General features: G+C 46.2%; 23 protein-coding genes and 1 riboswitch. Of the genes, 6 read left to right on the top strand and 17 right to left on the bottom strand.

Annotated elements, in window-relative coordinates; genetic code table 11:
* Positions 1 to 52: 52 nt before the first annotated feature.
* The 14 genes from G9G57_RS01495 to G9G57_RS01430 all read right to left on the bottom strand — a co-directional run bounded on the left by G9G57_RS01495 (position 53) and on the right by G9G57_RS01430 (position 14779).
* Positions 53 to 877 (bottom strand): carbohydrate ABC transporter permease, encoded by an 825-nt coding sequence (locus G9G57_RS01495; protein WP_016822712.1) that lies wholly within the window; start codon positions 875 to 877, stop codon positions 53 to 55.
* Positions 877 to 1743 (bottom strand): carbohydrate ABC transporter permease, encoded by an 867-nt coding sequence (locus tag G9G57_RS01490; protein ID WP_016822711.1) that lies wholly within the window; start codon positions 1741 to 1743, stop codon positions 877 to 879. Before G9G57_RS01490 ends, G9G57_RS01495 begins: the two co-directional genes overlap by 1 nt.
* A gap of 16 nt (positions 1744 to 1759) precedes the next feature.
* On the bottom strand, positions 1760 to 2992 hold the full coding sequence (locus tag G9G57_RS01485) for an ABC transporter substrate-binding protein (RefSeq protein ID WP_164964470.1): 1233 nt from the start codon (positions 2990 to 2992) through the stop codon (positions 1760 to 1762).
* Between the two features lie 199 nt (positions 2993 to 3191).
* Positions 3192 to 3959, bottom strand: a complete 768-nt coding sequence (locus G9G57_RS01480) for a hypothetical protein (RefSeq protein WP_064961576.1) — start codon at positions 3957 to 3959, stop codon at positions 3192 to 3194.
* A gap of 12 nt (positions 3960 to 3971) precedes the next feature.
* Positions 3972 to 4772 carry an ABC transporter permease gene (locus tag G9G57_RS01475; RefSeq protein WP_016822708.1) on the bottom strand — a complete coding sequence of 267 codons (801 nt, stop codon included), beginning with the start codon at positions 4770 to 4772 and terminating at the stop codon, positions 3972 to 3974.
* Complete coding sequence (locus G9G57_RS01470; protein WP_013373628.1) at positions 4769 to 5497, bottom strand: ABC transporter ATP-binding protein; 729 nt, start codon at positions 5495 to 5497, stop codon at positions 4769 to 4771. Before G9G57_RS01470 ends, G9G57_RS01475 begins: the two co-directional genes overlap by 4 nt.
* A 304-nt stretch (positions 5498 to 5801) precedes the next feature.
* Entirely contained in the window at positions 5802 to 7877 is a 2076-nt protein-coding gene (abc-f, locus tag G9G57_RS01465) for a ribosomal protection-like ABC-F family protein (protein WP_164964399.1), read from the bottom strand.
* A 103-nt stretch (positions 7878 to 7980) separates the two neighbouring features.
* Entirely contained in the window at positions 7981 to 8124 is a 144-nt protein-coding gene (locus G9G57_RS01460) for an RAxF-45 family protein (RefSeq protein ID WP_016822706.1), read from the bottom strand.
* Between the two features lie 79 nt (positions 8125 to 8203).
* Entirely contained in the window at positions 8204 to 9382 is a 1179-nt protein-coding gene (locus tag G9G57_RS01455) for an MFS transporter (RefSeq protein WP_025366118.1), read from the bottom strand.
* Between the two features lie 68 nt (positions 9383 to 9450).
* Positions 9451 to 9550, bottom strand: a riboswitch (purine riboswitch).
* Positions 9551 to 9605: 55 nt separating this feature from the next.
* Positions 9606 to 10565 (bottom strand): acetylxylan esterase, encoded by a 960-nt coding sequence (locus tag G9G57_RS01450; RefSeq protein ID WP_025366119.1) that lies wholly within the window; start codon positions 10563 to 10565, stop codon positions 9606 to 9608.
* Between the two features lie 12 nt (positions 10566 to 10577).
* Complete coding sequence (locus G9G57_RS01445) at positions 10578 to 11627, bottom strand: glycoside hydrolase family 130 protein (RefSeq protein ID WP_164964398.1); 1050 nt, start codon at positions 11625 to 11627, stop codon at positions 10578 to 10580.
* 44 nt (positions 11628 to 11671) lie between these two features.
* Positions 11672 to 12505: a carbohydrate ABC transporter permease gene (locus G9G57_RS01440; RefSeq protein WP_164964397.1), complete on the bottom strand. Its 834-nt coding sequence runs from the start codon at positions 12503 to 12505 to the stop codon at positions 11672 to 11674.
* A 2-nt stretch (positions 12506 to 12507) separates the two neighbouring features.
* On the bottom strand, positions 12508 to 13392 hold the full coding sequence (locus G9G57_RS01435) for a carbohydrate ABC transporter permease (RefSeq protein WP_013373635.1): 885 nt from the start codon (positions 13390 to 13392) through the stop codon (positions 12508 to 12510).
* Between the two features lie 67 nt (positions 13393 to 13459).
* Positions 13460 to 14779 (bottom strand): ABC transporter substrate-binding protein, encoded by a 1320-nt coding sequence (locus tag G9G57_RS01430; RefSeq protein WP_113050057.1) that lies wholly within the window; start codon positions 14777 to 14779, stop codon positions 13460 to 13462.
* Between the two features lie 232 nt (positions 14780 to 15011).
* Here G9G57_RS01430 and G9G57_RS01425 point away from each other — a divergent pair, with 232 nt between their 5' ends.
* The 3 genes from G9G57_RS01425 (at position 15012) to G9G57_RS01415 (ending at position 18645) form a co-directional block, all read left to right on the top strand.
* Entirely contained in the window at positions 15012 to 16187 is a 1176-nt protein-coding gene (locus tag G9G57_RS01425; RefSeq protein ID WP_113050058.1) for an AGE family epimerase/isomerase, read from the top strand.
* Positions 16184 to 17383: a glycoside hydrolase family 130 protein gene (locus G9G57_RS01420; protein ID WP_164964396.1), complete on the top strand. Its 1200-nt coding sequence runs from the start codon at positions 16184 to 16186 to the stop codon at positions 17381 to 17383. The genes G9G57_RS01425 and G9G57_RS01420 overlap by 4 nt, the downstream gene beginning before the upstream one ends.
* A 248-nt stretch (positions 17384 to 17631) precedes the next feature.
* Positions 17632 to 18645 carry a substrate-binding domain-containing protein gene (locus tag G9G57_RS01415; RefSeq protein WP_026065364.1) on the top strand — a complete coding sequence of 338 codons (1014 nt, stop codon included), beginning with the start codon at positions 17632 to 17634 and terminating at the stop codon, positions 18643 to 18645.
* 98 nt (positions 18646 to 18743) lie between these two features.
* Here G9G57_RS01415 and G9G57_RS01410 read toward each other — a convergent pair whose 3' ends face one another.
* Both G9G57_RS01410 and G9G57_RS01405 read right to left on the bottom strand, forming a co-directional pair.
* The gene (locus G9G57_RS01410; RefSeq protein ID WP_016822696.1) at positions 18744 to 18956 is read right to left on the bottom strand and encodes a cold-shock protein; all 213 of its coding nucleotides are present in this window, start codon (positions 18954 to 18956) and stop codon (positions 18744 to 18746) included.
* 119 nt (positions 18957 to 19075) lie between these two features.
* Positions 19076 to 19591 carry a DUF2179 domain-containing protein gene (locus tag G9G57_RS01405; RefSeq protein WP_013373641.1) on the bottom strand — a complete coding sequence of 172 codons (516 nt, stop codon included), beginning with the start codon at positions 19589 to 19591 and terminating at the stop codon, positions 19076 to 19078.
* Between the two features lie 156 nt (positions 19592 to 19747).
* On the opposite strand from G9G57_RS01405, the gene G9G57_RS01400 reads away from it, so the two are divergent.
* Both G9G57_RS01400 and G9G57_RS01395 read left to right on the top strand, forming a co-directional pair.
* The gene (locus tag G9G57_RS01400; protein ID WP_013373642.1) at positions 19748 to 19924 is read left to right on the top strand and encodes a CsbD family protein; all 177 of its coding nucleotides are present in this window, start codon (positions 19748 to 19750) and stop codon (positions 19922 to 19924) included.
* Between the two features lie 256 nt (positions 19925 to 20180).
* Positions 20181 to 21230: a stalk domain-containing protein gene (locus tag G9G57_RS01395; protein WP_025676705.1), complete on the top strand. Its 1050-nt coding sequence runs from the start codon at positions 20181 to 20183 to the stop codon at positions 21228 to 21230.
* 124 nt (positions 21231 to 21354) lie between these two features.
* Here G9G57_RS01395 and G9G57_RS01390 read toward each other — a convergent pair whose 3' ends face one another.
* Entirely contained in the window at positions 21355 to 22152 is a 798-nt protein-coding gene (locus tag G9G57_RS01390) for a copper amine oxidase N-terminal domain-containing protein (RefSeq protein WP_164964395.1), read from the bottom strand.
* A gap of 246 nt (positions 22153 to 22398) precedes the next feature.
* On the opposite strand from G9G57_RS01390, the gene G9G57_RS01385 reads away from it, so the two are divergent.
* A complete protein-coding gene (locus G9G57_RS01385) occupies positions 22399 to 24945 on the top strand; it encodes a LamG-like jellyroll fold domain-containing protein (RefSeq protein ID WP_164964394.1) in 2547 nt (848 codons plus the stop codon).
* The last annotated feature ends 78 nt before the right edge of the window (positions 24946 to 25023 follow it).

The raw sequence follows: 25023 nt of genomic DNA, 5'->3' as shown, positions 1-25023 counted from the left end.
TTATTCGCCTAGTAAGGCACAGCCTGCTGCTTGAAGCTGTTGTATTCTCATCTTATTTTACAGAACCTTGCGTAACACCATTAATAATCCATTTTTGTGCAATCAGATAGACAATAATCATCGGCAGCAAGGCCATCAAGTACGAGGCAAAGGCCAGATTAAAGTCAGTATTGAACTGTCCCTGGAACACATACTGGACGAGCGGCAATGTATATTGCTCCGCATCGCTGATAATAATGAGCGGCAGCAAAAAGTCATTATATGTGGACAAACAAGTGAGAATCCCCACTGTAGCACTAATCGGCGCCATCAGCGGAAATATAATACGCCAAAATGTCCCCCATGTCGTCGCACCATCTACCGTGGCTGCCTCTTCCAATGCCACTGGAATCGACCGAATATAACCGACATACACGAAGACATTAAACGCCAATCCATACACCGTATGCAGCACAATGAGGCCCAACAGATTGGTCATATGCAGCCCCGAGGCCAGCTTTACAATCGGCAGCATGATGATCGGGAACGGAATAAACATGGCGCTGACAAAGTAAAAATATAATCCTTTGAAAAAACGCCGCTGCATATTGCGAGCAATGGCATAAGCAACCATCGAGTTGGTGAGCAAAGTGAGTATGACCGTCGATGTTGTCACCATCACACTATTCTGAAAAGCACTGAAAAAATGGGTCATTTCCACTGCACGACTAAAATTTTCCCAATGCAGCTCGGTCGGAAAGGCAAAGGCGGAATGCGCCATCTGCTCGGGATTTTTGAGTGCAATCGTCACCGTCATATAGAGGGGAAACAGGATAAATATTGTCCCCAACGCTACCAGAATCAGCACAGGCCAGTTGGTACGTCTGCTTGTTTTCATCAGTTATCCATCTCCCTTCTTTGGAGGAATCGCAGCTGTAAGATGGAAATGATCGCGATCACAATAAAGTAAATCACAGAGTTAGCTGACTGATAGGCAAATTCTCCTCCTCTAAAGCCTCCGGTGTATATCAGATGAGAAATCGACTGCGTGGCCCGTCCCGGTCCGCCGTTCGTCAAGGCCACGATCTGATCGAATACCATTAGGGAATTTTTCATCGCCAATACCATATTGATCGTAAAAAATGGAGCAATCAACGGAAAGGTAATGCTCCAGAATTCACGCCATTTACCTGCACCGTCCAGGTTGGATGCCTCATACAGACTGGTCGGAATTGTTTGCAGCCCTGCCAGATAGAGGATCGTATTAAAGGCAATGCCCTGCCATACGGCTACAATGACCACCCCCACCCAAGCCAACTGCTCGCTACCCAAGATGTTGGTCGATAGTGAACTGATGCCCAGATTTTGTCCCCAAATCGTAAACACGTTCGAGAACAGGTAATTAAATATGTAACCTACAATTAATACGCTCAAAATATTAGGCAAAAAATAAATTCCTCGAAAGAAATTACGGAAACGTATTTTAGCGTTCAGCCCCATGGCAATCAACAAGCTGAGAATATTAATCGCAATGGTAACCACAATCGCAAATTTGAAAGTAAACCAGTAAGCATTGCCCACATTGTCGTCCTGAAACAAATTAATATAGTTCTTAAATCCGACAAAGTGATACTGATGCCCGAATCCGTTCCAATTGGTAAGCGAATAATAAAAACCCTGCAAGGCAGGTAAGGTCAAAAATACAAAAAACAATAGCACCGCCGGCACCGTCATCCAGTAAAAAGTCGTCAGTCGCTTATTCATGTCTCATCCTCCTCCCCTATCGGCGGTTAGCTACCTTATTCCACTCACGGTCGAGCTTGGCTAGATAGGCGTCGATATCTCCATTTTGCAGGAAAGCCTGCACAATAGAATTCAATTGGACTGCTTTGGGAATATAATGATCGGCAAAATCAATGACACGGCCTGATTTAAAATACGGCAACAACTCTGCCACACTCGGGTCATCCTGTGTGACTCCCTTCACCGCTGAAAACAACGTTTGTTCCGTAATGTATTGCTTGCTGTTCTCTGGCTTCAATAGGAAGGCAATGAACTCTTCAGCTTCCTTTTTATGCGGGGTGCTTTCCGAAACAGCTAATAGCGTATCTATTCCAGACACTAGCTTGACCGCCTTTGCGTCATTCCCTGTAGGGAACGGGAAAAATCCGAGTTCCACTTTCGGGTTGGCTTTGCGAATTTCAGATATAGCCCACGAGCCCTGAATGTACATCAGTCCCTGCCCGTTAGCGAAAGCACGGTTCCCGTCAGCATAGTTTTTGCCGAAGTTATCACTATGTCCGTATTTCAGCAGCTCCAGCTGCTTTTCCGCAACCTCGCGGTACTTGTCCTGAAAGGTGACCTGATTCTCACGCCGTTGCAAAAAAAAATCAATGCCCACCAAATTCGGACCCAATGCATTAAAAGGAAGGTTCGTTTGCCAATCATCTTTATATGTAAAATAAAATGGGATTTTACCAGCAGCCTTGATCTTTTGCGCCGTTGCAATCAGTTCATCCCACGTTTTGGGCACCTGTAATCCCATTTCCTTAAAAAGTGTCTTGTTATACATCACACCATTCGCATTCGCAGCATAAGGAATTCCATACACGGGATCGACCCCAGTCACATCCTTAAGCATTTTGAGGTAAATCGGGTCCACCGTACGTGGCAATTCTGTATTCGCGAGATCCGTAAAAATACCGCTCTGTGCCAAAATGGAGTAGGTATCCGTGGCCCCAAGTCCCACAATGTCAGGTACATCGTTTTTGACAACCCGGGTCAATAACACCGTTTCTGCCTCTGGCGGATTGACCTGTGTCACTTCAATACCGGGATGTTCCTGATTGAATTGAGCGATCAGCTTATCGAACGAATCCTTGGCCTCCGGCTTGTTTTGGAAAAACTCAATTTGCACCTTGCCTGAAGCATCGCCCTTACTGCATGCGCTTACAATGATCGCTAGCAGCAGAATCGACGCTAGTGCAGACAGTCTTTTGACCCCATTCCACATGCTCATACCTCCTTTTCCCCTATGTCAATCTATGCGGGACTAGACAATTAATACCCGTCCCTTGCAGAAAAGAAACGATACAGTGGAAGCAATTACCGCCACGAAGTCCAACACCGTTCGTATAAAAAAAGATCCAGCTAACCTTCAAACGGTCGCTTGGATCTTTTCTAATTGTATAGTGTCAACTGCAAAATCTATGTTAAAAAATTCGTTTTTGCCACCGTACACAACTAATAATAATGCACACCACCGACATTCCCCCTGTACACACCCAAAATTCAAATGAATTTTGGACCCTTAGAGCAAGTAATATTTCCCGAAACGGGTCCATTAACATAATGAGCGGTCTAGACAATTTAAAGAGAAATGCAGATAAAACCAGAATTGATAAATAAGCAAACAGGGGTCGAGATATAAATAAGCATACGGCACTGCTCAACATGAGCTTCACCAAACAAACGATAAACAGTATGAGATAAAATGCGAGTATGTAGGTTATGGCATCAGATGAGGTAGAAGGTGTTGATGCACCATATTTTAAGAAAGTAGAGCTATGCGGGAAAAGAAACCATCCTGCAATCACGCTTATAAACAAACCTGTCCCAACGAAAATGACCGTCGTGACCGATAGTGCGAGCATCTTGGCAAGCCAAAACTGCAAACGACGGTACGGGCGCAACATGTAGAGCCTATACGCCCCTGAATAAAGATCACCACTTAACTGATCTACATACAGGATAGGCAACATCGCCAGAGTTAGAAATAAAGCAACCTCACTCATCATCAGCCATGGCAGGTTTAAATTGTTGACGAGCATGGTTCCTTCACCAAAACGGAAGATCTTTGTTCCCGTCATTTTATAACTCCATATAATCGCTACAATTATTAATATATAGGCTACGTACAACGAATAAGTGGACTTCCGCTTCCAAATTCGTTCCATTTCACTGTGCCAAATTCCCAGCATCAAGCAATCCCCCTAACACAAATAATCATCGGCTACAAAGCGGCGATATGCCCCCCATGTAAACAAGACAAGATATACACTTACAACGGTAATGATGGCCCCGTTCACAGATAAACTTCCGATTAAAGAATTATTCAATCCCGTATGCTGCAGATATGGAATAATCATAAATGTGACCACATCATATAGGTATGGAACATGAGAAACAAAGGATGCCAATTTTAGATACAGCGGATCAAATAACAGAGAAGCCAAATTGTATACCATGCAAATACCAATAGCATATGTAACACTCTTGCTATACATAGCAAAAAAGCAATACAAGGAACTTATAGCTAATAGAGAAGCAAATGCCCAGCCATAGTATTCAAGGATGCGCAGCAATCGAACTCCAGACAGACCTATATCACTTAAATCATATGAAAATTTCCATACTTCAGCGATCACCTGTGAGGATAAGGCATATATAATGAGAAGAAGTAAGATAGAAACATTCAAAACCAGCAGCTTGCTCCAAAAAATCTGACCACGGGTAAATCGACGCATGAATAATAGCCGCAGCCGTCCACTTTGAAATTCCTCAGTAAACACAGCAGCAGCTAAAGCAGCCACAGCACTGTTGCAAAATAAATATAAATTCTCCTGCAGACTGGTGACGATAAAATTCTGGTGTAGCACCTCTATTGGAACATTCCGAGTACGCAAATAGTATAATCCTGTCGAATAGGCTAGCACAGGTGTGCATAAAACCATAAGCCAGAACCACTTTCGCTTCCACAATCGTTCGAATTCACTGTGTATCAATCGCTTCATAATCCCATTAACCCCATAAAGGCATCCTCCAGACGTTGGCCTTCCTTTATCAGCTGATCAGTAGGCCCCTGCCAAACTAGCCTGCCCTCTTTAATTACGATAAGTTCATCGCACATCTGTTGCAATTCGTCCAGCAGATGACTGGAGATAAAAAAGGCATAATTGGCCGAGTTACGCAAACCAAGCACAATATCACGCAGTTCTCTCATCCCCATGGGATCAAGACCATTAGACGGTTCATCCAACAACAAAAGCTCCGGAGTACCCAGCATGGACTGTGCAATACCTAGTCTTTGCTTCATTCCAAGCGAATAGGTTTTTACCTTGTCGTCGCCCCGCGTTTCTAATCTCACCTTTGTAAGCAACTCTTCGATATGTGCCTCCCGATCTGAGGATGCAATTTCAGAGTGCAGCCGTGATAAATTACGTAAAACCTGCCTGCCTGTCATATAATCAAAAAAGACTGGAGATTCAATAATGGCCCCCACCTTGGACAGCGCTTTTTCCCGGTCCGTATGTACATTATATGAAGCTATCTGTACAGAGCCGCTGGTTGGCTTCATTAATCCAGTCATAATACGCATCATTGTTGTTTTGCCCGCTCCATTGGGTCCGATGAATCCATAAATCTTCCCTTTCTGAAGCTTGAATGAAATATTATTTAATAAATTTCTTTTCCCCATTTTTTTTGTTACCTGATTGACCTCCAGCAAGAAGTCCGACATATCGTTCCCTCCATCGTATAATTGATAGGCATGATATTAATATGGATAAGCCCATTTAATATTGGTTAACATCGCGTGCACAAATTAGAAAGTATCATATGTTGCGAAATGTAAACGAATTACTTTATATGTAAAATAAAAATATAAAAAATCATTAATACCAATTTATTTTAATATATGGTTATTCTTTTTCCAATCTCTCATTCTCTTTACCATACAAAAATAGCCCCTCAGTAGGCGTACTACCTCAGGGCTATCCTTTATAAAATATACGTTTGCCTATCTTCAGCAACCAGCCTATCACTTACTCTAGTTCAATCCACTCGCCGAGCAACGTGTCCAGCTCCGCTTGCAGCTGCTCACGCACGTCCCACAGCTCCGCCATGCGTGCCGTGTCACTACCAGTACCGAGCAGCTCCAGCTCGGCATCTGTCGCCGCCAATTCTGCTTCCTTGGCGGCAATCGCCCGCTCCAAGCGCTCGCTGGACGCAGCGGGCGAGTGGGATGGCTTCGCTCCGTGTGCCCCACCCCGGGCATCGGGCGCCCCCAAGCGACCTGCCGACCCGGAGCGAGCACGGCTCGCATCGGCTCCGGTGGTCGCTCCTGTCCGCGAAGCCATTCCCGCATCATTGCTCGCTGCGCCAGCATGCGTAGCTAGAGCCGAGCCTGAGCCGCCACCAGATGCGGCTCTACTTGCAGATGCCGATCGTCCCCCTGCATCCGTCCCACGTTGCAAGCGAGCGTTTTCCAGCTCCCGCTTCTTCGCGCGGTATTCATCGAAGCCGCCCAGATAAAAGGACAGCTTCCCGTTCTCCAGCTCCCACACGCGCCCAGCCAGCTTGTTCACAAAGTAGCGGTCATGGGAAATTGCCAGCACCGTTCCCGTGTAGGTGTCCAGCGCTTCCTCCAAGGCCTCGCGAGAGTCGATGTCCAAATGGTTAGTCGGCTCATCCAGCACCAGCAAATTCGGCTTTTTCATGACCAGCAGCGCCAGCCTTAAGCGGGACCACTCTCCACCGGACAGCATGCTCACAGGCTTAAACACATCGGCGCCGTAAAATAAATACTTCGCCAGCTGCCCGCGCGCCTCGCCTTCTTCCAGTCCTGCTTCCTCCTTGAAATAAGCAAGCACCGTTGCCCGGCTATCCCGTTCTCTCTCTTGTTGCGCCAAATATCCGTACTCGACGCGCGCGCCCCATTGGACCGTGCCTGTATCTGCGCTTTCCTGACCAAGCAACAGCTTGAGCAGCGTCGTTTTGCCTGCACCGTTATCGCCTAGCAAGGCTACCTTTTCACCAAATTCCAGGCTGCCTGTTGCCCCGTTTAATATTTGACGTTCTCCATAGGCTTTGGTGATGTCCTCGAATTGAAGCACCCTGCGACCGGAACGATCCTCCAACTTTAGGTGAAACTCCGCACCTTGAGGGTCCAGTACAGGTCGCTTCACCAGCTCCATTCGTTCCAGCGCCTTGCGGATTGAGGCTGCCTTTTTGAAAAACTTTTCATTATCGCCATTGCGTCCCCACTCTTCCAAACGGCGAATGGTCTCTCTCATCTTTTTGATCCGCTTTTGCTGCTCCTTATAATCCTCAAATTGCAGCAGCAGACGTTCTTCCTTCTCCTTAACGTAGCCGCTGTAATTCGTATAGTACGTAAAGGCCTCGCCATCCTCCAGTTCGATCATCTTGCCGGCAACTCGATCCAGAAAATAGCGATCATGGGATATAACCACACACGCACCTGCGTAGCCCTGCAAAAATTGCTCCAGCCATTCCAATCCTTTCAAATCCAAATGGTTGGTCGGCTCATCCAGCAACAGTAGATCTGGTCGTCCAATGAGCTGTGATGCCAGCGCTATTTTGGTTTTTTCTCCGCCTGAAAGTGACCCGAAGTTGCGCGTATACATAGCTTTGGGAATACCTAGCCCATCCGCTATCTGATCCATACTGGCATCCATTTCATAGCCGCCGTTACGCTCAAACCGCTCCTGTAGAGAAGCATACGTTTGCAACAGCTTCTCTAACAGCTCGGGATTCGCTGCCACAACCGGATCTGACATTTCCCGTTCCAGTGTGGTCATCTGATTGCGGCAATCCTTCAGTTCACGATAGGCGTAAGCCAGCGTTTCGTATACGGTGAAGCTTTCAAACTCTGCCGGGATTTGCGGCAAATAGCCGATTTTCGTATCCTTGGCGATGACGAGCTGCCCTTCATCTGGGCGGGACAAACGCGCAATTAGGCGTAATAGGGTGGTTTTGCCGCTTCCGTTGCGACCGATAAGCCCCACCTTTTCTCCCTTATGGATATCAAACGTTGCTCCATCTAAAATCAGATTGGCAGCGTGGTATTTTTTCAATTGTTGACCGTTTACAATATACATGTTCAGGCTCTCCTTTATTTAGGAAGACCCTTACCCAGGTAACACAAAAAGAGCCGCAGGAGCAACCCCGCGACTCTTCGGAAGATATAGCAATCCGTTGGAGTTAAGGTAGGCGTCTTCTCGCGATGTTTACAACCGTATGATTAAAATTGGACAGACTTCTCCCGTTGTATGGAAAAGCATGAACAATGCCAGCCATAGCAATCGGCAGCTGGCTAATACGGTTGTTCAGCATCTCGTGATTCACCTACCTCACCCCCTTCTTCATAATTGGAAGTAGTATAACATGTTTTCTCGTTTTATAAAAGAGGACAATGACCTCCCACCTAAGAAACAGAGTGGTGTCCTCTGACTGTCTGCGATGTCCCCGCTCTGGTAATCGAAAAAACGCCGCAGACAAAAGCAACAATCACAAATGTCCCGCCTACCCAAGCGTTTGTGGCAACAGACTCGCTATTCTCAATCACTACCCCTCCCAAGGCAGAACCGAGAGCGATCCCGACCTGGAGTGCGGAGAAATTAAAGCTTTGCTGAATACTACCCGATTCGGGTGCATTTTCAATAAGATAACTTTGCATCGGGGGCGACAAGGCCCAACTCAGAATCCCCCAGATGATCAGAAGCGGCGCAAACATATACACCGAGTGAATCGAGAACGGCAGCAGGAACATCACGGCAATAAACACACCCACGACGATGAGAATGCTTTTCGCTGTGCCGAATCGGTCTGCCAAAGAGCCGCCAATAAAACCTCCACTCACTGCCGCCAGCCCAAAGACAAAATAGGCCACACTCACCCACGAGGCGTTCAAGCCCATCAGGTTTTCCAAAAACGGAGTGAAATAAGCATATAACGTGTAGTGTCCCGCCAGTGTCAGCGTTGTTACCAGATGGGCGCTGATTACTTTAACATTTTTCAAGGACTTCAACTGCTCACGCATAGGCACAACATGCTCTGTTGGAATCCGCTCCATAAACAAGTGCATAATGATCATAGAAACTACGGTCAACAAGGCAATGATCAGGAATAGCACCCGCCAGCCAAGCGCATTTCCAATCAGCACCCCGGCTGGAATGCCTAGCACAATGGAGGAACTGACCCCCATGGAGATTACACCGAGAACGCGGGCTTGATAAGCTTTGGACACCACTTTAACCGCAATGGTTAGTGACAATGTCACGATCAATGATCCACTGGCTGCAGTAATGATACGAGATATAAACAACACAGCATAGTTCGGACTCCAGAAAGCCAGCAGACTTCCCAGAATAAAGATAAACATCGACCACAAATACAGTCGCTTTCGTTCGATTTTGGCGGTCAACGCCAACAAAGTCGGCCCGGCAATAGCGTACACAAGCGCATAGATCATGATAAGCTGTCCTGCCGTGCTTACAGAGACATTCAAATCCTGTGCAATCTGGGGCAGCACGCCACCGATAATCAACTCCACCAGACCTACCGTAAAGGTCGCAATGGTTAAAATAACTACTTTGAAGTTCATTACATTAGCTCCTTTGCTATCATGTAAATCCCTCGCATCACGCAAAAAAATCCTGACCACAAGAAATGTACAAGACGTACACTTTTTGTAATCAGGATTTATCGGTTCCTGGTAGAGACCCTCAAACCATATTATTGAGGTTATACAAATGGGGCATTCATTTATTACGCTTCGCGAAGGTTATAGCTATTACTATAAAGGAGCCTCTGGTTAAGTTCAACCCCTACAGCCGCAAAAATTCGCTCATGGCACGATCTGACAGATAGGGTAAATACTCATGACCGTATTCGTGATACACAAGCAATTCCTTGTCCGATACGATTTTATTGTACACCGCAAACTGTGTGGAAGGTGGGCAAATCACATCCGATAGCCCTGTCACGAATAGCACCCGTCCTCGAATACGGTCTGCTAAATGTTGAATGTCGATGTAGCCTAAGCGGTGAAACACTTCGCTCTCACGTACATGATTGGGATCAAACCAGCGAAAATAATAAACCAGTTCCTCATAGGCCGATGTCGTTGCATCCAACGCCCAGGCTCTTTTATAATCTGACAGGAACGGATATACCGGTACCGCCACACGGACACGAGGCTCCAATGCAGCGCAAGCAACCGTCAGCGCCCCGCCTTGGGAGCAGCCAAATGCACCGATCCGTTCAGGGTCAACCTGCTCCATAGACATTAGAATGCGCACCGTCTGTACCGTATCCAAAAATACGTTGCGGTAATACAACCGATCCGGGTCCGGGTCGTCAATTCCGCGAATAATATGGCCGCGAACCGTCGTTCCCTGAACCTGCAAATTGTCCTCAGACAGCCCACCTTGCCCTCGGCAGTCCATAGCTAGCACAGTGAATCCGTGTGCTGCATAACTCACCTTGTCGAACCAGTCGCCACTGTCGCAGGAATACCCATGAAACATAGCCAGGGCTGGACCTTGTTCCGTAAGATGCTTGGGACGAGCCAGCTTCCCATGAACCCTCGCTCCGCCCACTCCAGTAAAATACAGATGGTAACACTCCACCAGCGGAGAGACAAAATCGGCAGGCTCCAGTGTATATTCTAGCGACTGTCGTTCCAGCTCCTGTAGCGCCCGTTCCCAGTATATGTCAAAATCCTGCGGCTTTGGATTACTTCCCATGTATGACTGTAGCTGCTGTAAAGACATATCCTCCGGCATGTAAAATTCCTCCTACATCCGGCCTGACTCACGGTCATCTGCAACTACTTCATCCGTTGCGATGACATACTTTATAATGTCAGATACTGTCGTGTATGCGATACCTACATACGTATCAGCAGCTCCATAATAAATCGCAATTCTTCCGGTGTCCGCATCATGCAGTGTAGCACACGGGAACACCACATTTGGCACAAATCCCCGCTCTTCGTACCATTCCTCTGGGGTCAACACGAAGTTGGAGGAACGATATTTAACTTTGGAAGGATCATCCAGATCAAGAACAGCTACTCCCATGCTGTATACCAGTCCATTGCATGTGCCTGTCACCCCGTGATAGAACATCAGCCAGCCCTCTGTCGTCTCAATCGGTGCTGGTCCGCCACCAATCTTCACCGATTGCCACCAGCCCTGACCACCCTTGCTCATTACATGACGGTGCTTACCCCAATATACCAAGTCAGGGCTTTCACTCAGGAAAATATCACCAAACGGCGTATGACCACTGTCGCTCGGACGGGATAGCAACATAAAGTTTCCATTTAGCTTGCGAGGCAAAAGCACTCCATTGCGATTAAACGGCAAGAACGGATTTTCCAAGCGCACAAAGCTTTTGAAATCCTTCGTTTGTGCGATTCCCAGCGCTGCACCATAGAAATCTGTACACCAGATGATATAATACGTGTCTTCCACTCGAACCAGACGCGGATCGTAAGCATAATTAGGCTGATATTCATTTCCTTCCTCATCGACCATATGCAGACGCTCTGTCTCAATGTCCCAAGCCAGCCCGTCTTCACTCCAGCCGAGATGCAAATGCGGGCGTCCATTAATCGTTTCAGCACGGAATATCCCTACAAACCGTCCTTCATACGGAGCTACGGCACTGTTGAAAATACGGGCAATGCCAGGCACCGGATTTCGTCCAATGACCGGATTCTCAGTATGCCTCCATACTGGAGCCTCACTGCCTTCCGGCTTATCCTGCCAAGGCATTTTCGACAAGCTGTCTCCTACAATTCGTACGTTACCTACATCCAAATCCACATTCAATTTACTCATACTTGACTCTCCTCTCACCTAAACACTTTATTTTTTTGATCTTTCTATTTGACTGAACCCTGTGCAAACCCGTTATAGATATACTTTTGTAATGATAAAAATGCAACCAGCGTCGGAATAATCGCAATGATGATGCCTGCGCTAATGACTTCCCATTGCGAACCGTATGGCCCTTTAAACTTAAACAGTGCCGTCGATATCACCTGAAGGCTTGTTTTGGGCATATACAGGAACGGAGTGTAAAAATCATTGTAAATATTAACACCCTTGATGATGATTACCGTCACAATGGCAGGCTTCAGCAGCGGCAAAATAATGCGCCAGTAGATGGTTAGATAGGATGCCCCATCCAGCATGGCTGACTCATCCAGCGCCACCGCGATGGAATCCAGAAACTGAAGGAAAATATACACCGCGATTATATCGGTTCCCAAATACAGTAAAATGGCTGCCCAAGGTGTGTTAAATAGTTCTAGCTTGTTAATGATCTGGAATGTCGATACCTGTGTCGTCACCCCCGGAATAAGCGTGGCGAGCAAGAACGCACCCAGCATGAGACTTTTACCTTTAAATTTAAAGCGATTCAAAATATACGCGATCATGGAACCGGTCAACGTAGCCCCGATGATGGAAATCAGCAAAATAAAGGCTGTGTTCAAAAATCCGGTTAGCATATTTCCATCCACAAAGGCCTTGGCGTAGTTTGCCCAGTTCAGCCAGTTCACGGGGGGAGTCAGAGGACTGGTTGCCGCATATTCAGCCTTCGTCTTCAAAGATGCAAACAAAATCACAACAATGGGCAGTAGAGCAATGAACGCACCTAGCAATAGCGCGGCGTATTTGATGCTGTTTGCCAGTATTCTTTTCAGCTTATACATAGTTAGTCCTCCTCCCCCCGAATCAGCAACCGCTGAAGCAGCGTAACAGCAATTACGATCAGCAGCAAAACAACCGCCATCGCTGAGGCTAAACCAACCTTGCTGTATTTGAATGCGACATCAATCGTTTGAATGACGAACGTCTTACTGCCGTTGGAGCCACCAGTCATAATGTAAGGAATATCGAATGCACTGATCGCGCCACTAATCGCCAAGATCAGGTTCAGCTGCAAAATTCGCTTGATGGTCGGCAAAATGATAGAGCGGAACTGATGCCAGCGGTTGGCTCCATCAATATCGGCTGCTTCGTACAGATCACTGGATATGGAAGAAATCGCACCTAGAAACACAATAAAGTTAAAGCCCATGTATCTCCAGATCGACGTACCAGCCAGCGAAATATTAATAATCTCCGGGTTACCCAGCCACAGCTTGACATACGAACCCAACCCCACTGCCTGAAGCAGTGTATCAAGGGTACCGTCTGGCTTAAAAAAGAATAGAAAAATAAAACCAATCGCCACCCCGTTCATCAGGGAGGGAAAGAACAAAATGCCTTTAAAGAAATTTTTAAACCAGGTTTGAAAGCTGAGAATGGTTGCAAAATAAAGGGCCAAACCCATCTGTACAAACGTAGCTACAAAGTAATACAAACTGACCTTAAACACCGAGAAATACTCGGGGTCGGTAAAGATTTTGATATAGTTTTCAAAGCCCACATATTCCAGACGCTTACTATAACCATTCCAGTCCGAAAAGCTGTATTTAAACATATTGATCACCGGCAAGTACGCAAAAGTGACCAGCAGCGCCAGCGGAATAAATGAAAAGGCAACAATAATCGCTAATCTTTGTTTGGAGTAGCTGAGATTCGAAAATTTAAACATGCTGCACCTCCTGGCTATCCGTCCATCAACTGCCACGTCAATCTCTTCTTATGGTCAGTTCAGATGGCTATTTTGCTTCCTTGGCTGCCACTTCAGCACGCGCCTTCACCCATGCATCGTTGAGATCCTTCATAATGGTGTCGTACGATTCCGGGCGATTACCCACCGCTGCCTCAATAATGCGTTTCTTGAAATCAGGCTGCCACAAGCCGATTTCTCCCATTTTATCGATTTTATCGACAATTCCTTCCTGCCCCTTCGGAGACGGAGTCAGCGCTTCAAAAGCAACGCCCTCATTCTCGTACTGCTTCAAAATGGCAGGCATTGCGGCACCCTTCAGCGGACTAATGCTGCCTGCCTGCTCTACGGCATAGTTGGACTTTTCGGTAAACCAATCCACCCAGGCACGGGCCGCCTCTTTATTTTCACTGTTTACGTTAATAGCGAGGTTAAAGTCACCTGCCAGCGGTACAAGTACCTTGGAGGCATTCGTCGGGAAAGGCATAAAACCGATATCATCCTTGTTAGAAGCTACGCTTTTGATCTGATCAATCGCCCAAGAGCCAAGCACCATCGTACCGATTTTGCCTTGTGCAAGATCCGCCTTGGAGGTCTCCCAATCCGTAGTCGTTGGATCTTTTTCAATCAGACCATTTTTAGCCGCATCGTACAGGACCTTGTACAGCTCATAGTGGGGCTGACCCTTCGTGAAATTATCATCCGAATTCGGTTGTGTCACATTCACGTATTCCTTCGTACCCGCTACTGTCGCCAGGCTAGACTCCCACTGGGTCAGTGCCCAACCAGAGGCATAGTTCGTAAACAGCGGTACTGCCTTGGTTTTGTCCTTAATTTGCTGTAACGCTTTCAGGAATTGATCCGGTGTTTTAGGAATTTGTGTGATTCCTGCTTCCTTGAACACTTTTTTGTTATAAATCACGCCAGAGTAAACCATCGCAATCGGAATACCGTAGCTGTTACCATCCACTGTACGTTCTTCAATGCCGGTATACTTGTTTCTCATCTCGTCATAAGTACCTAGTGGCTCAAAAAAATTAGGAAGCTCCTCAATCGGAATGCTGCCAGGAATCAGCAACACATCTCCGTAATCCCGGGTTCCCATCCGAATTTTAATTTGACCATCATAATCGGCCAATGCCTGAAAATTGACCTTCACGTTCGGATAAAGTTTGTTAAATTCCTTGGCGTAATCCTGAAATACGGTATCCACAATATCTGTCCGCTGTGTGATCACCGTAATTTCCCCTTCCGGACCCTTCGGATCAGAACCGACAGCTGGCGTATCCCTCTTTGAGCTACAGCCAGTAAACAGCCCCGCTATCAAAAGCACGGATAGTAATGACATCAAAACCTTGGACAACTTCATGAGACGACCCCTCCTGTTGTTTTTAATAAGGTTATCGTTAAACTAACAAAATCATTTTATTATGTTAGCGCTTACTGTGTCAATTACAATATTTTTTTGTAAAATATCGTGGTCCTCTTCTTGTAAAAAACACGAATCTAGCATGGTTGACAGTTTATAAACACCTAGATATGATACTTCTGTAAGGTTAACGATAAACTAATAAATAATTTTCCGAAGGAGGCTTTGTCTCTTGGAAACACTAGTACACGAAATTAGACAGGAATGGAAGGAACACATACTCCCATTCTGGTTAGGCTTGAAAGATGAAGCGCATGGCGGATTTTATGGAGAGGTAGACGTGGATCTGCACATCCATAAACAAGCGGACAAAGGTGGCATCGCCACTGCGCGACTACTTTGGTCTTTCTCAGCAGCAGCCCGTGTAACTGGGGAACGCGCCTATGCAGACGCGGCACGACATGCCTTTACATTTCTGCAAGATCACCTGCTTGACCCGTTACATGGAGGAATGTACTGGATGGTGAACTACACGGGGCAGCCGGTGGATACGTGCAAGCATGTATATGCGCAGGCATTTGCCATCTATGCGCTGGCAGAATATGCACGAGCTACGGATGACCTGAATGCATTGCCACTGGCAATGGAACTGTTTCATCTGGTGGAACAAAAGGGGTATGATCCTGCTCTACAGGCATACGGTGAACAATATGATCGTTCGTGGAACGCGCAGCCTAATGAGCTACTCAGCGAAAATGGAGTTACCGCGCATATTACCATGAATACGCATATTCATGTTTTGGAAGCGTATACCCAATTGCTACGTGCCTACCCAAACGAAGAGGTTCGGGATGCACTGAAGAACGTGCTGGACATTTTATACCATCGTGTTTACGATGCTTCCGCCCGGCGCTTGGGAGTGTTCTTCGATCGCGAATGGCGCTCACTGATCGATCTGACCTCATATGGTCACGACATCGAAGCCAGCTGGTTGATGGAGGACGCAATGAATGTACTGGGTTATCATCCATCCGAGTATGTGAACATGGTGTTGGATATTGCCGGCGCGGTAGCTGAGCGGGCTATTCAGCCAGACGGATCGCTCATCAACGAGCGGGAGGGAGAGCGGGTAGACACTTCACGTATCTGGTGGGTACAGGCCGAAGCAATGGTTGGTTTTTACAATGCGTTTCAGCGGACACAGGATGAACGATTTTTGCACATTGTGCGAAATCTATGGACCTATACCCGGCAATATATCATCGATCCGCGCGCCGGAGGCGAATGGTTCTGGTCAGTTCAAGCCGATGGTAAGCCTGATGCGAGAGAGATTGCAGGTCCTTGGAAGTGCCCATATCATAACAGCCGATTTTGCATTGAAATGCTGGAAAGGATGGAAAAACAATGATTCATAGCAAATACAATGAGCTGCTGTTGCAGCAAGAAGAACTGATTACGCGCCCCAATGAGGTTAAAACCTCCTTTTACAATGGTATCTATGAACGCTACCTCTATCCGGTGCTCACACGCCATCATGTTCCCATTCACTGGCGGTTTGACCTGGATGCACAAACCAACCCCTTTTTCATGGAACGACTGGGTGTGAATGCGGCATTGAATCCTGGAGCGATCTATCATGAAGGAAAATACATTCTTGTTTCACGCACCGAGGGACTGGATCGAAAGTCGTTTTTTGCCTTGGCAGAGAGCGATAACGGCATTGATCAGTTTCGGTTCATTGACGCTCCCTTAGTATGGGATGATATCGACCCGGATGAAACCAATATGTACGATATGCGGCTGGTGAAGCATGAGGACGGCTGGATTTACGGTATTTATTGCTCGGAGAAAAAGGACCCTGACGCGCCAGCCCACGATACCTCCAGCGCTGTCGCTCAGGCTGGACTGGTCCGCACTCGTGATCTCCGCACATGGACCCGGCTTCCCAACATCACTACCCAGTCTCCGCAGCAACGCAACGTTGTCCTGCACCCCGAATTTGTGGACGGTCAATATGCCTTCTATACTCGTCCCCAAGATGGGTTTATTTCCACCGGTTCAGGCGGAGGCATCGCGTTCGGTCTCTGCAAAGATATTACACAGCCCGTGATTGAACATGAGACTGTCATTGACGAGCGCTACTATCATACGGTATACGAAGTCAAGAACGGGCAAGGTCCTGCTCCGATCAAAACGAGTCGCGGCTGGATTCATATCGCTCACGGGGTACGCAATACAGCCGCCGGGCTGCGATATGTGCTGTATACCTTTGCCACCAGTCTGGAAGACCCTACGCGCGTCATTGCCAAGCCTGGCGGGCATTTTCTGGCTCCTTATGATGAGGAACGCGTGGGTGATGTTTCGAATGTTATTTTCTGCAATGGAGCAGTCGTTAATGAACGGGATGAAGTCTTCATATACTATGCGTCCAGTGATACCCGTATCCACGTGGCGACGACCACGATTGCCCGTCTGGAGGACTATACTTTCAATACACCATCCGACCCATTGCGTTCTCTTGGCAGCGCCGCTGTCCGCCGTGAGCTGATCCATCGCAATGAAGCGCTATTGCAAGCAAGCAACCGTCCTTCCCAGCGGATCTAAGCCGTAAGCTTTATCATGCTTGCGGAACCATGTATACTATCCATAGAACAACTGTTACCCGCAGGCTAATCGTTGTTCTATGGGCAGCTATGCTGCCAATCCTTGTATCTTTACAGAGCAGCTGCACCGCTAAGCTAATTGAATTTCTACAAGCGGATAAGCTATTCATATTCACCCCAGCATTTTGCAATCGTTATCTGAATGTAGGCAAAATGCTTATCTTTTTAAAATTGGAAGGCGGAACAGGAATGAAGAGCAACGTAACGATGCGGGATATTGCAGATAAGCTGGGAATAAGCAGCGTGACCGTGTCGAAGGCGCTCAATGACAAGGATGGGGTTAGCGAGGAACTCAAAGAACGTATTAAAACACTCGCGGGCGAAATGGGTTATCGTTTTAATACCGTTGCCAAGTCCATGAAAGAGGGGCTCACCTATAACATTGGTGTTGTTATCCCTGAACGTTTTACTGGTCCTGGCCAATCGTTTTATTTGCATATTTACCAGCAAATTTCACGGGCACTGGAGCCATACGGCTACTACGGTATCCTTCACATCCTCCATCGCGAGGACGAAGAGCAGCTTAATCTGCCACGTATCTATTACGACCGTAAGGTGGACGGCTTCATTCTTCTGGGACAAGTGAGCAAGCCATATATTGAGCTGGTACAAACCATGGACCAACCTAAAATGTTTCTCGACTTTTATGATGAGCATGCCGATATCGATTCTGTGGTGACGGATAATTTTTACGGAGCCTACGAGCTAACCAATTATTTGATCGCCCAGGGACACCGGGATATTGCTTATGTGGGAAATATCTATTCCACCAGCAGTATTCAGGACCGTTTCCTCGGCTACTATAAATCCTTGCTGGAGCACAGGTTGCCCCTCCGTAACGAGTGGGTACTCAGCGACCGGGACGACGAAGGGTCCTATGTTGAAATGGCTCTGCCTCAGCTACTACCGACCGCCTTTGTATGCAACTGCGATCAGGTCGCTCACAATCTGGTGCACCAGCTGATTGGTCTGGGATACCGCGTACCCGAGGACTGCTCTGTGGTCGGCTTTGATAACGATGTATACGCCACGCTTATTGTTCCGCAACTGACCACGGTCGGAGTAGACATTGAGCAAATGGCACGTACGGCGGTGGATTCAATAATGAAAAAAATAAGCCATCCCGGCAGTCGTTTTGGTCGAGTCCTCGTACAGGGTCATATTGTATATCGTGATTCCGTGCAGCCCCTTGAGAGGTCATGATCCGTGAATATTCCACAACCAAAAGCCGCTCAGCATGTCGCTTGAGCGGCTTTTGACGTTTATAAACTTTGCAGCGTAATCACGGGCTTACCCCTCAATTAAGAGCGCTGGGCGACAAAGGAATTGCCCGTCCGATTGAGAATCGGCAGCATTCGCATTTCCTGTCCCATCGTGGCTTGGCAAAGTGGACAAGCCGGCTCGCTCAAAAAGGTAAAATCCGTTCTCATCCATCCGTTGCAACCCTCGTTGGTACACGACCAAATAGCCGTATTTTCCTCTGGAATGATTTCCGGGGCCTGGCGTCTGTACATCTATATCCCCCCTTGGTTGTTATAGGGGAACATCCCCTGTCGGCATACTGTTAATTCCGTCCTGTGCGGGTATTAATATGCTCCAACCTACGGAAAATATGCGTATTTTACCAAAATTCTTATTTGCGGATAGCCTTGGTCCAGAAACCACCATGAAATTGCTTTGGCTCCACCGTAATGACAAAAGCCTTGGGATCCAGCTCCAGGATAGACTGATACAGCTTATTCTGGTTTTTACGCTTGGCCAAAATCTCCATTACGAGGCGTTCTCCATCACGTCCACTGCCCAGCCAGGCTGTAACGCCGTACCCTTTGTCTCGCAGCGCATTGGCAATTCCTCCATTGATCTCATTGCTGATCACCTTCACGGTGACATAACCGAGCGCTATTTTTTCCTCAATCCACGCTCCAATAAGAATCCCCACTGCGTAGCCTATAGCGTATACCGCAAGACTTGCCACTTGATCCAGATACTTAAGCACGACATTCAAGCCCAACACATAAACTGTAACTTCCACGGTGCTGATGAGTGCAGCAATGTACTTCTGTCCTTTCAGCGTCAAAATCATGCGCAGTGTGTAGGCCGATACATAAATAAGTTGAATAACGAGAATAAACAATAAAATTTTGAGCACACGCTCACCCCTTATTTCACGATCTAATTGACCCTGTCTCCAACATTATGCCCCTGTCTGTGATCTACAGCCTCACGTTTCGTATTACCCCCGCTCGGGTAATGACTAACTACAGCATGCTGAATGAAAGTTTGATTATATGAGGAGGGCTATACCATGAAGGATAACGGAATTAGCGATAAAATCAAAGGTAATGTCAATAAAGCTAAAGGCGAAATCAAGGACCAAATCGGGAACGCCACGGATAATAAGTCCCTTCAAGCTGAAGGTAAATTGGATAAAGCCAAAGGTCATCTTCAGGAAACAGCAGGCAAACTGAAGGACCACAAGTAATCCAACTTTTGATACCCTAACGCACTGTACTCCAAACAAGTCTCGCTGTCTTGTACAGCGGACTTGTTTTATTTTGTTCGGTTACTTTTGGAAAAATATTTACGCAAACAGGGCAACTTTTACAGTCGCTTTTGCGTCTAACTAATATAAGCACAACCAATAACAACCCTTCCAACCTGTTGGATTTTGTATGTATTAATGTTACTCTAGTCTATGTATCAAGCTATAATTCTTAAATAAAGGGGTAGACCAACGAATGAAATCATTGAAGTCCATGAAGAAACCTGTCATCATCACTGCCGTGTCGGCCTTGGCCATCTCCGGGGCTCTGTTCAGCCAATCTACATATGCTGCACAAGTAACTAAGCCGATCCAAGCAGTATATAACAATATTAAAATTATCTATAACGGAACCGAGGTTGCCTCGGATGCTAAAACAGAACCATTTCTGCTGGATGGCGTGACGTATATCCCGCTGAAGCTGGCAGGTACAGCTTTGGATAAAAAAGTAACATGGGATGGCACAAACAAACGCGTAGTCATTGCTGATAACGGCGTTCCTATTGATCAGTCTACGGTTACAGCACTGAACAACCAGATTACGACGCTGACTCAGGAACTGAACACAGCCAAAGCAGCGAACACGACGAAAGACGCTACCATTGCTCAGTTGCAAAAAGACAATCAGACGCTGAAAGATACAGCTAGCAAAAGTAGCACCGATACTTTGAAAGATCTTGAACGTCAATTGAACAGAGACTATCGCGACACAAATAACGCCAATGCAGATATTACTCTGAAAGGTGATAAAAACGATATTACTGTGACTATTGAGTTGACAGAAAGTAGATGGAACGATATTTCGAGTAGCAGACAAAAATCTTACCTAGAAGATATTTCGGAGGATATTTTAAAGACCTTTAAAGATGCTGATATTGAAGGAACCGTTAAAAACTCAAGTAACGGAAACAAACTTGCAACCTTTGACTCCGATAGTAAAGGGAATGTGGATATAGAAAAACTATCCTCCAAAATTGATCTGAGCGAGATCAAAAGGGTCTTGCTCAACGACTTTGATCGTAAATATAACAATGTTTCCATAGACTTTAGCGTAAAGGGCGACTCTAGTGAAGTCACAGTGGATGCTTATGTTAAAACAGATGATTGGAACAGTCTAACCTACTACCAAAAGAATAGAATCCAAGAAGATATTATTTCAGACATTAGAAATAAAAATGTATCACGTGTAAAAGGTGTTGTTCATTCGAACGAAAACAATAGCACACTGGCAACATTCAACTACTAAGTTGAGTAACTACTATAAATAAGAGAGCTTTAAAAAAATAGACCTTCTCGTTAGAAAAATAAGACAGGGGAAATAGCTCCCCTGTCTTATTTTTCATAACTTTATTTTTTAGAAATCTGAGCAGTTAGTTAATCAGCCTGCCTACAGAAGTAATATATTTTATATAATCACTATCCGCATTAGTTGTACCGATATTTTTTGTATAAACCAAATGACCTGCGCTGGTTATTTTGACTTTGTGAAATGAACCGGGTTTAGAATAAGGATCTACACTATAGGTCCCTTTGCTATACACAATCATAGGATTGAAGTCAATTTTCTTGAAAACGGGCGATAAGTCACTCTTATACGTAGCATGAATATTCAATACGCCCTGCTTTTGATCCCAGTCAAAGGAAGTAAGATCAAATGCATTTGCATCAATGACTTGGGCCAAGTCTTGTCCCTTGAACCTCATAAGAATTGGACTTTCCGTAAAGCTATCATGTCTTAGCTTCAATAAACCGCGCTTCGAATCCCACTCCATCTGCGCATCTGTATCTTTCAACAAAATGGAAACTGGTAAAAACATCGCGTTGCTTTTCATGATGGGGACTGTGTCCATTGTCACCGGCTCACCGTTAACCGATATTTCGGGTGATCCGATCGTAGTCGTTACATTACGGCCTAGCAAATCAACAGAAGCCGTTTTGTTCGCTGCATTATAAGTTACTTTGCCGCCCAGTATATCTTCAGCCGCTTGGAGCGGTATAAGCAGTCTGCCCTTCGCATCCACAAAAGGTGAGGCAGGATAGGTGTATAAAATGTAATGATCATTTACCTTCAGGTGTATAGGGGTCTGAGCTTGGGCTGATGTCGAATTCGAGTGTACAGTAGCAACGCTAAATAAAATCACAAGGCATACAAGCAACCTGATTTTCATAATACCCTCCTTTTTCATAAACAGCTCACAACAAACATAACTGTTTTATTCATATATAACGTACCTCCACAAATGCATACCGTCAACCATAATTTATAATATATACCTAATTATAGATTATGCCATCTTCCCTACAACTATGTAATTCATAAATACATTAATTATATTTATAAATATAAAGGAATTTTAGCAATGAAAGCAGAATATATCACTGTATTCCACTTTAGAAAGGGGTAAATGTATACGATGAGAAGATTGCTTAAACGTAGAGCCAGGTCGAGCATTGCATTAACAATGACTTTATTATTGGCAATTGCAGCCGTACCATTAGGTACACTGGACGCCGCAGCAGCGGAGCCGAACCAAAACAAGAAGCAGGATGTGCCGACCTTCTCTAATGTATCGGTTCACGATCCTTCGATTGTCAAAGACGGTGACACTTATTATGTGTTTGGGTCGCATATCGCCGCAGCGAAATCAAAAGATCTCACAAACTGGACTTCTTTTGCAAACGGTTACACTACGCCTGGGAATACCCTTTACGGGGATTTATCGAAGAATCTGGCCGGATCTTTCGCTTGGGCGGGTGAGAATGATGCGGACAGCAAAGGAGGATTCTCGGTATGGGCGCCCGATGTATTTTGGAATGAGCATTATGTCAATAAGGATGGCACAAAAGGGGCCTACATGATTTATTATAGTGCCTCCTCCACCTATATACGCTCCGCGATCGGCATTGCCGTTGCCCCCAACATTGAGGGACCCTATCAATATGTGGATACCATTGTGAACACTGGTTTTACGAAGGAGACTGCATTCGATAAAAATAGCAAAGTAGATAAAAAGTGGACAAATACGCCGATTCCACAACTCATTAATGAAGGCAAGCTGAAGGGGCCCAGAGCAGGATGGTTTAATGCCGACGGTTCTTATGCGAATCGGGTGTTCCCGAATGCAATCGATGCAGCAGTCTTTTATGATACAGACGGGCGCTTATGGATGACGTATGGGTCATGGTCTGGAGGCATTTTTTTGCTGGAGCTGGATAAAGCAACTGGCAAACCGATCTATCCAGGCCAAGATGGAACGACGGAGGATGGCCGGTTGATTGATCGTTATTTTGGCACCAAGATTGCAGGTGGATACGGTGAGTCCGGAGAAGGTCCGTATATTGAATACAACTCAAAAACGGGTTACTACTATCTGTATGTAACCTATGGCGGACTTGCAGCTGACGGTGGATATAACATGAGATTATTCCGTTCCAAGAGTCCGACGGGACCTTATAAGGATGCCAAAGGGCAGAATGCTGTTCTGCCAGCAAACACCAAAAATGCAGCCTATGGCAACAAATTAATGGGTAACTTCTTGTTCGATAGCCAAATAGGCGATCCAGGTACAGGTGTGGGCTACGGCTATGTATCTCCTGGGCATAACTCGGTGTACACCGATCCTGCTACCGGACAAATGTTTGTTGTCTTTCATACCCGATTCCCTCAGCAGGGGGAGACTCACGAGCTGCGTGTACATCAAATGTTCATGAATCAGGATGACTGGCCTGTGGTAGCTCCTTACCGTTACGGTGGCGAGACGCTTACAAAGCTGGATGAGAAACAATTCATTGGCGATTATCAATATATTAACCATGGTAGTGATTCTTCGGCGACAATCAAAAATACGCAGTTCATTCAGCTGAAAGCAGATCATACGATTAAAGGCGATGTGCAAGGAACATGGCACAAGTCGGGGGATGCGAATATCCGACTAACACTGGATGGCACTGTGTTTGATGGAGTATTCCTGAGACAATGGGACCAAGTAACGAATCAATATATTTTGGCGTTTACAGTTCTATCGAATAAAGGCGAAATGGCCTGGGGCAGTAAGTTCCCTGATATGCCGGATATGACAGTCGTTGACAGTGTGTATCGTGAATTAGATCTTGGCGATACGAGCCGGGTGACGGCTAATCTGACGCTTCCGAAGGAAGGCAGTCGGCAATCCGCGATTACCTGGAAAACTTCAAACCCAAGCGTCATTTCTGATACTGGTGAAGTCAAGCGCCCCGGGATCGGTGAAAAGGCTGTATCCGCTGCTTTGACGGCTTCCATCACCAAAGGAGACAGCAGTCGGGACAAAACTTTTAACATTACGGTAGCTCCTTATGAGAAGGCAACATTGACCGCTTCATACCCATTTGAAAATAACCTAAAGGATCAGAATGATGCTTTTGCCAATGGTAAGGTTATTGGTGACCGGATCGATCGTCAGGGAGGAAGTGTATCCTACGCTGAAGGCGTAAGGGGCCAAGCTGTAGTCCTTGATGGACAGTCAGGTATTGCTCTGCCTGAAGGACTCATATCCAGCTCAGCCTATTCTGTGTCACTGTGGGTGAAGCCCAGCGAATTGACTGTGCATACACCAACTTTTTTTGGAGCTATGGATAACAACCACTGGGTTAGCCTTCTGCCCAGAGGACCCGAGAAGGATAATACGATGGTCTGGTCCGGCAGCTCAACTTGGTATACTGGCAGTACGGGCCTGAAGATCAAAGCCAATGAATGGACACATCTGGCCTTCACTGTAGATCGTGGGGTATTAGAGGTGTATGTGAATGGCAAAATTCAATTTACCGGCTCAAAGTTCCCGGATGTCTTTACCTCTAAATCTGGAACATTCAGCCTAGGGGTCAATTGGTGGGACCCTGCGTTCAAAGGATCTATAGATGAGCTGAGTATATTTGAAGGCGCGCTCCCTCCTGCACAGGTGGAAGAGTTAGCCCAGATGAAGTGAATTAAGACTATTTGTGAAATGCGTAAGCATTGCTAGTGTCGAAGAATGAAAAAAAGAGAGCGCTGAACAGCGCTCTCT

It is taken from the genome of Paenibacillus sp. EKM211P, from assembly GCF_011066175.1.
Lineage (GTDB): Bacteria > Bacillota > Bacilli > Paenibacillales > Paenibacillaceae > Paenibacillus > Paenibacillus polymyxa.
The sequence above is the reverse complement of the archived record's forward strand: the minus strand, read 5'-3'. Positions and strand labels throughout refer to the sequence as shown.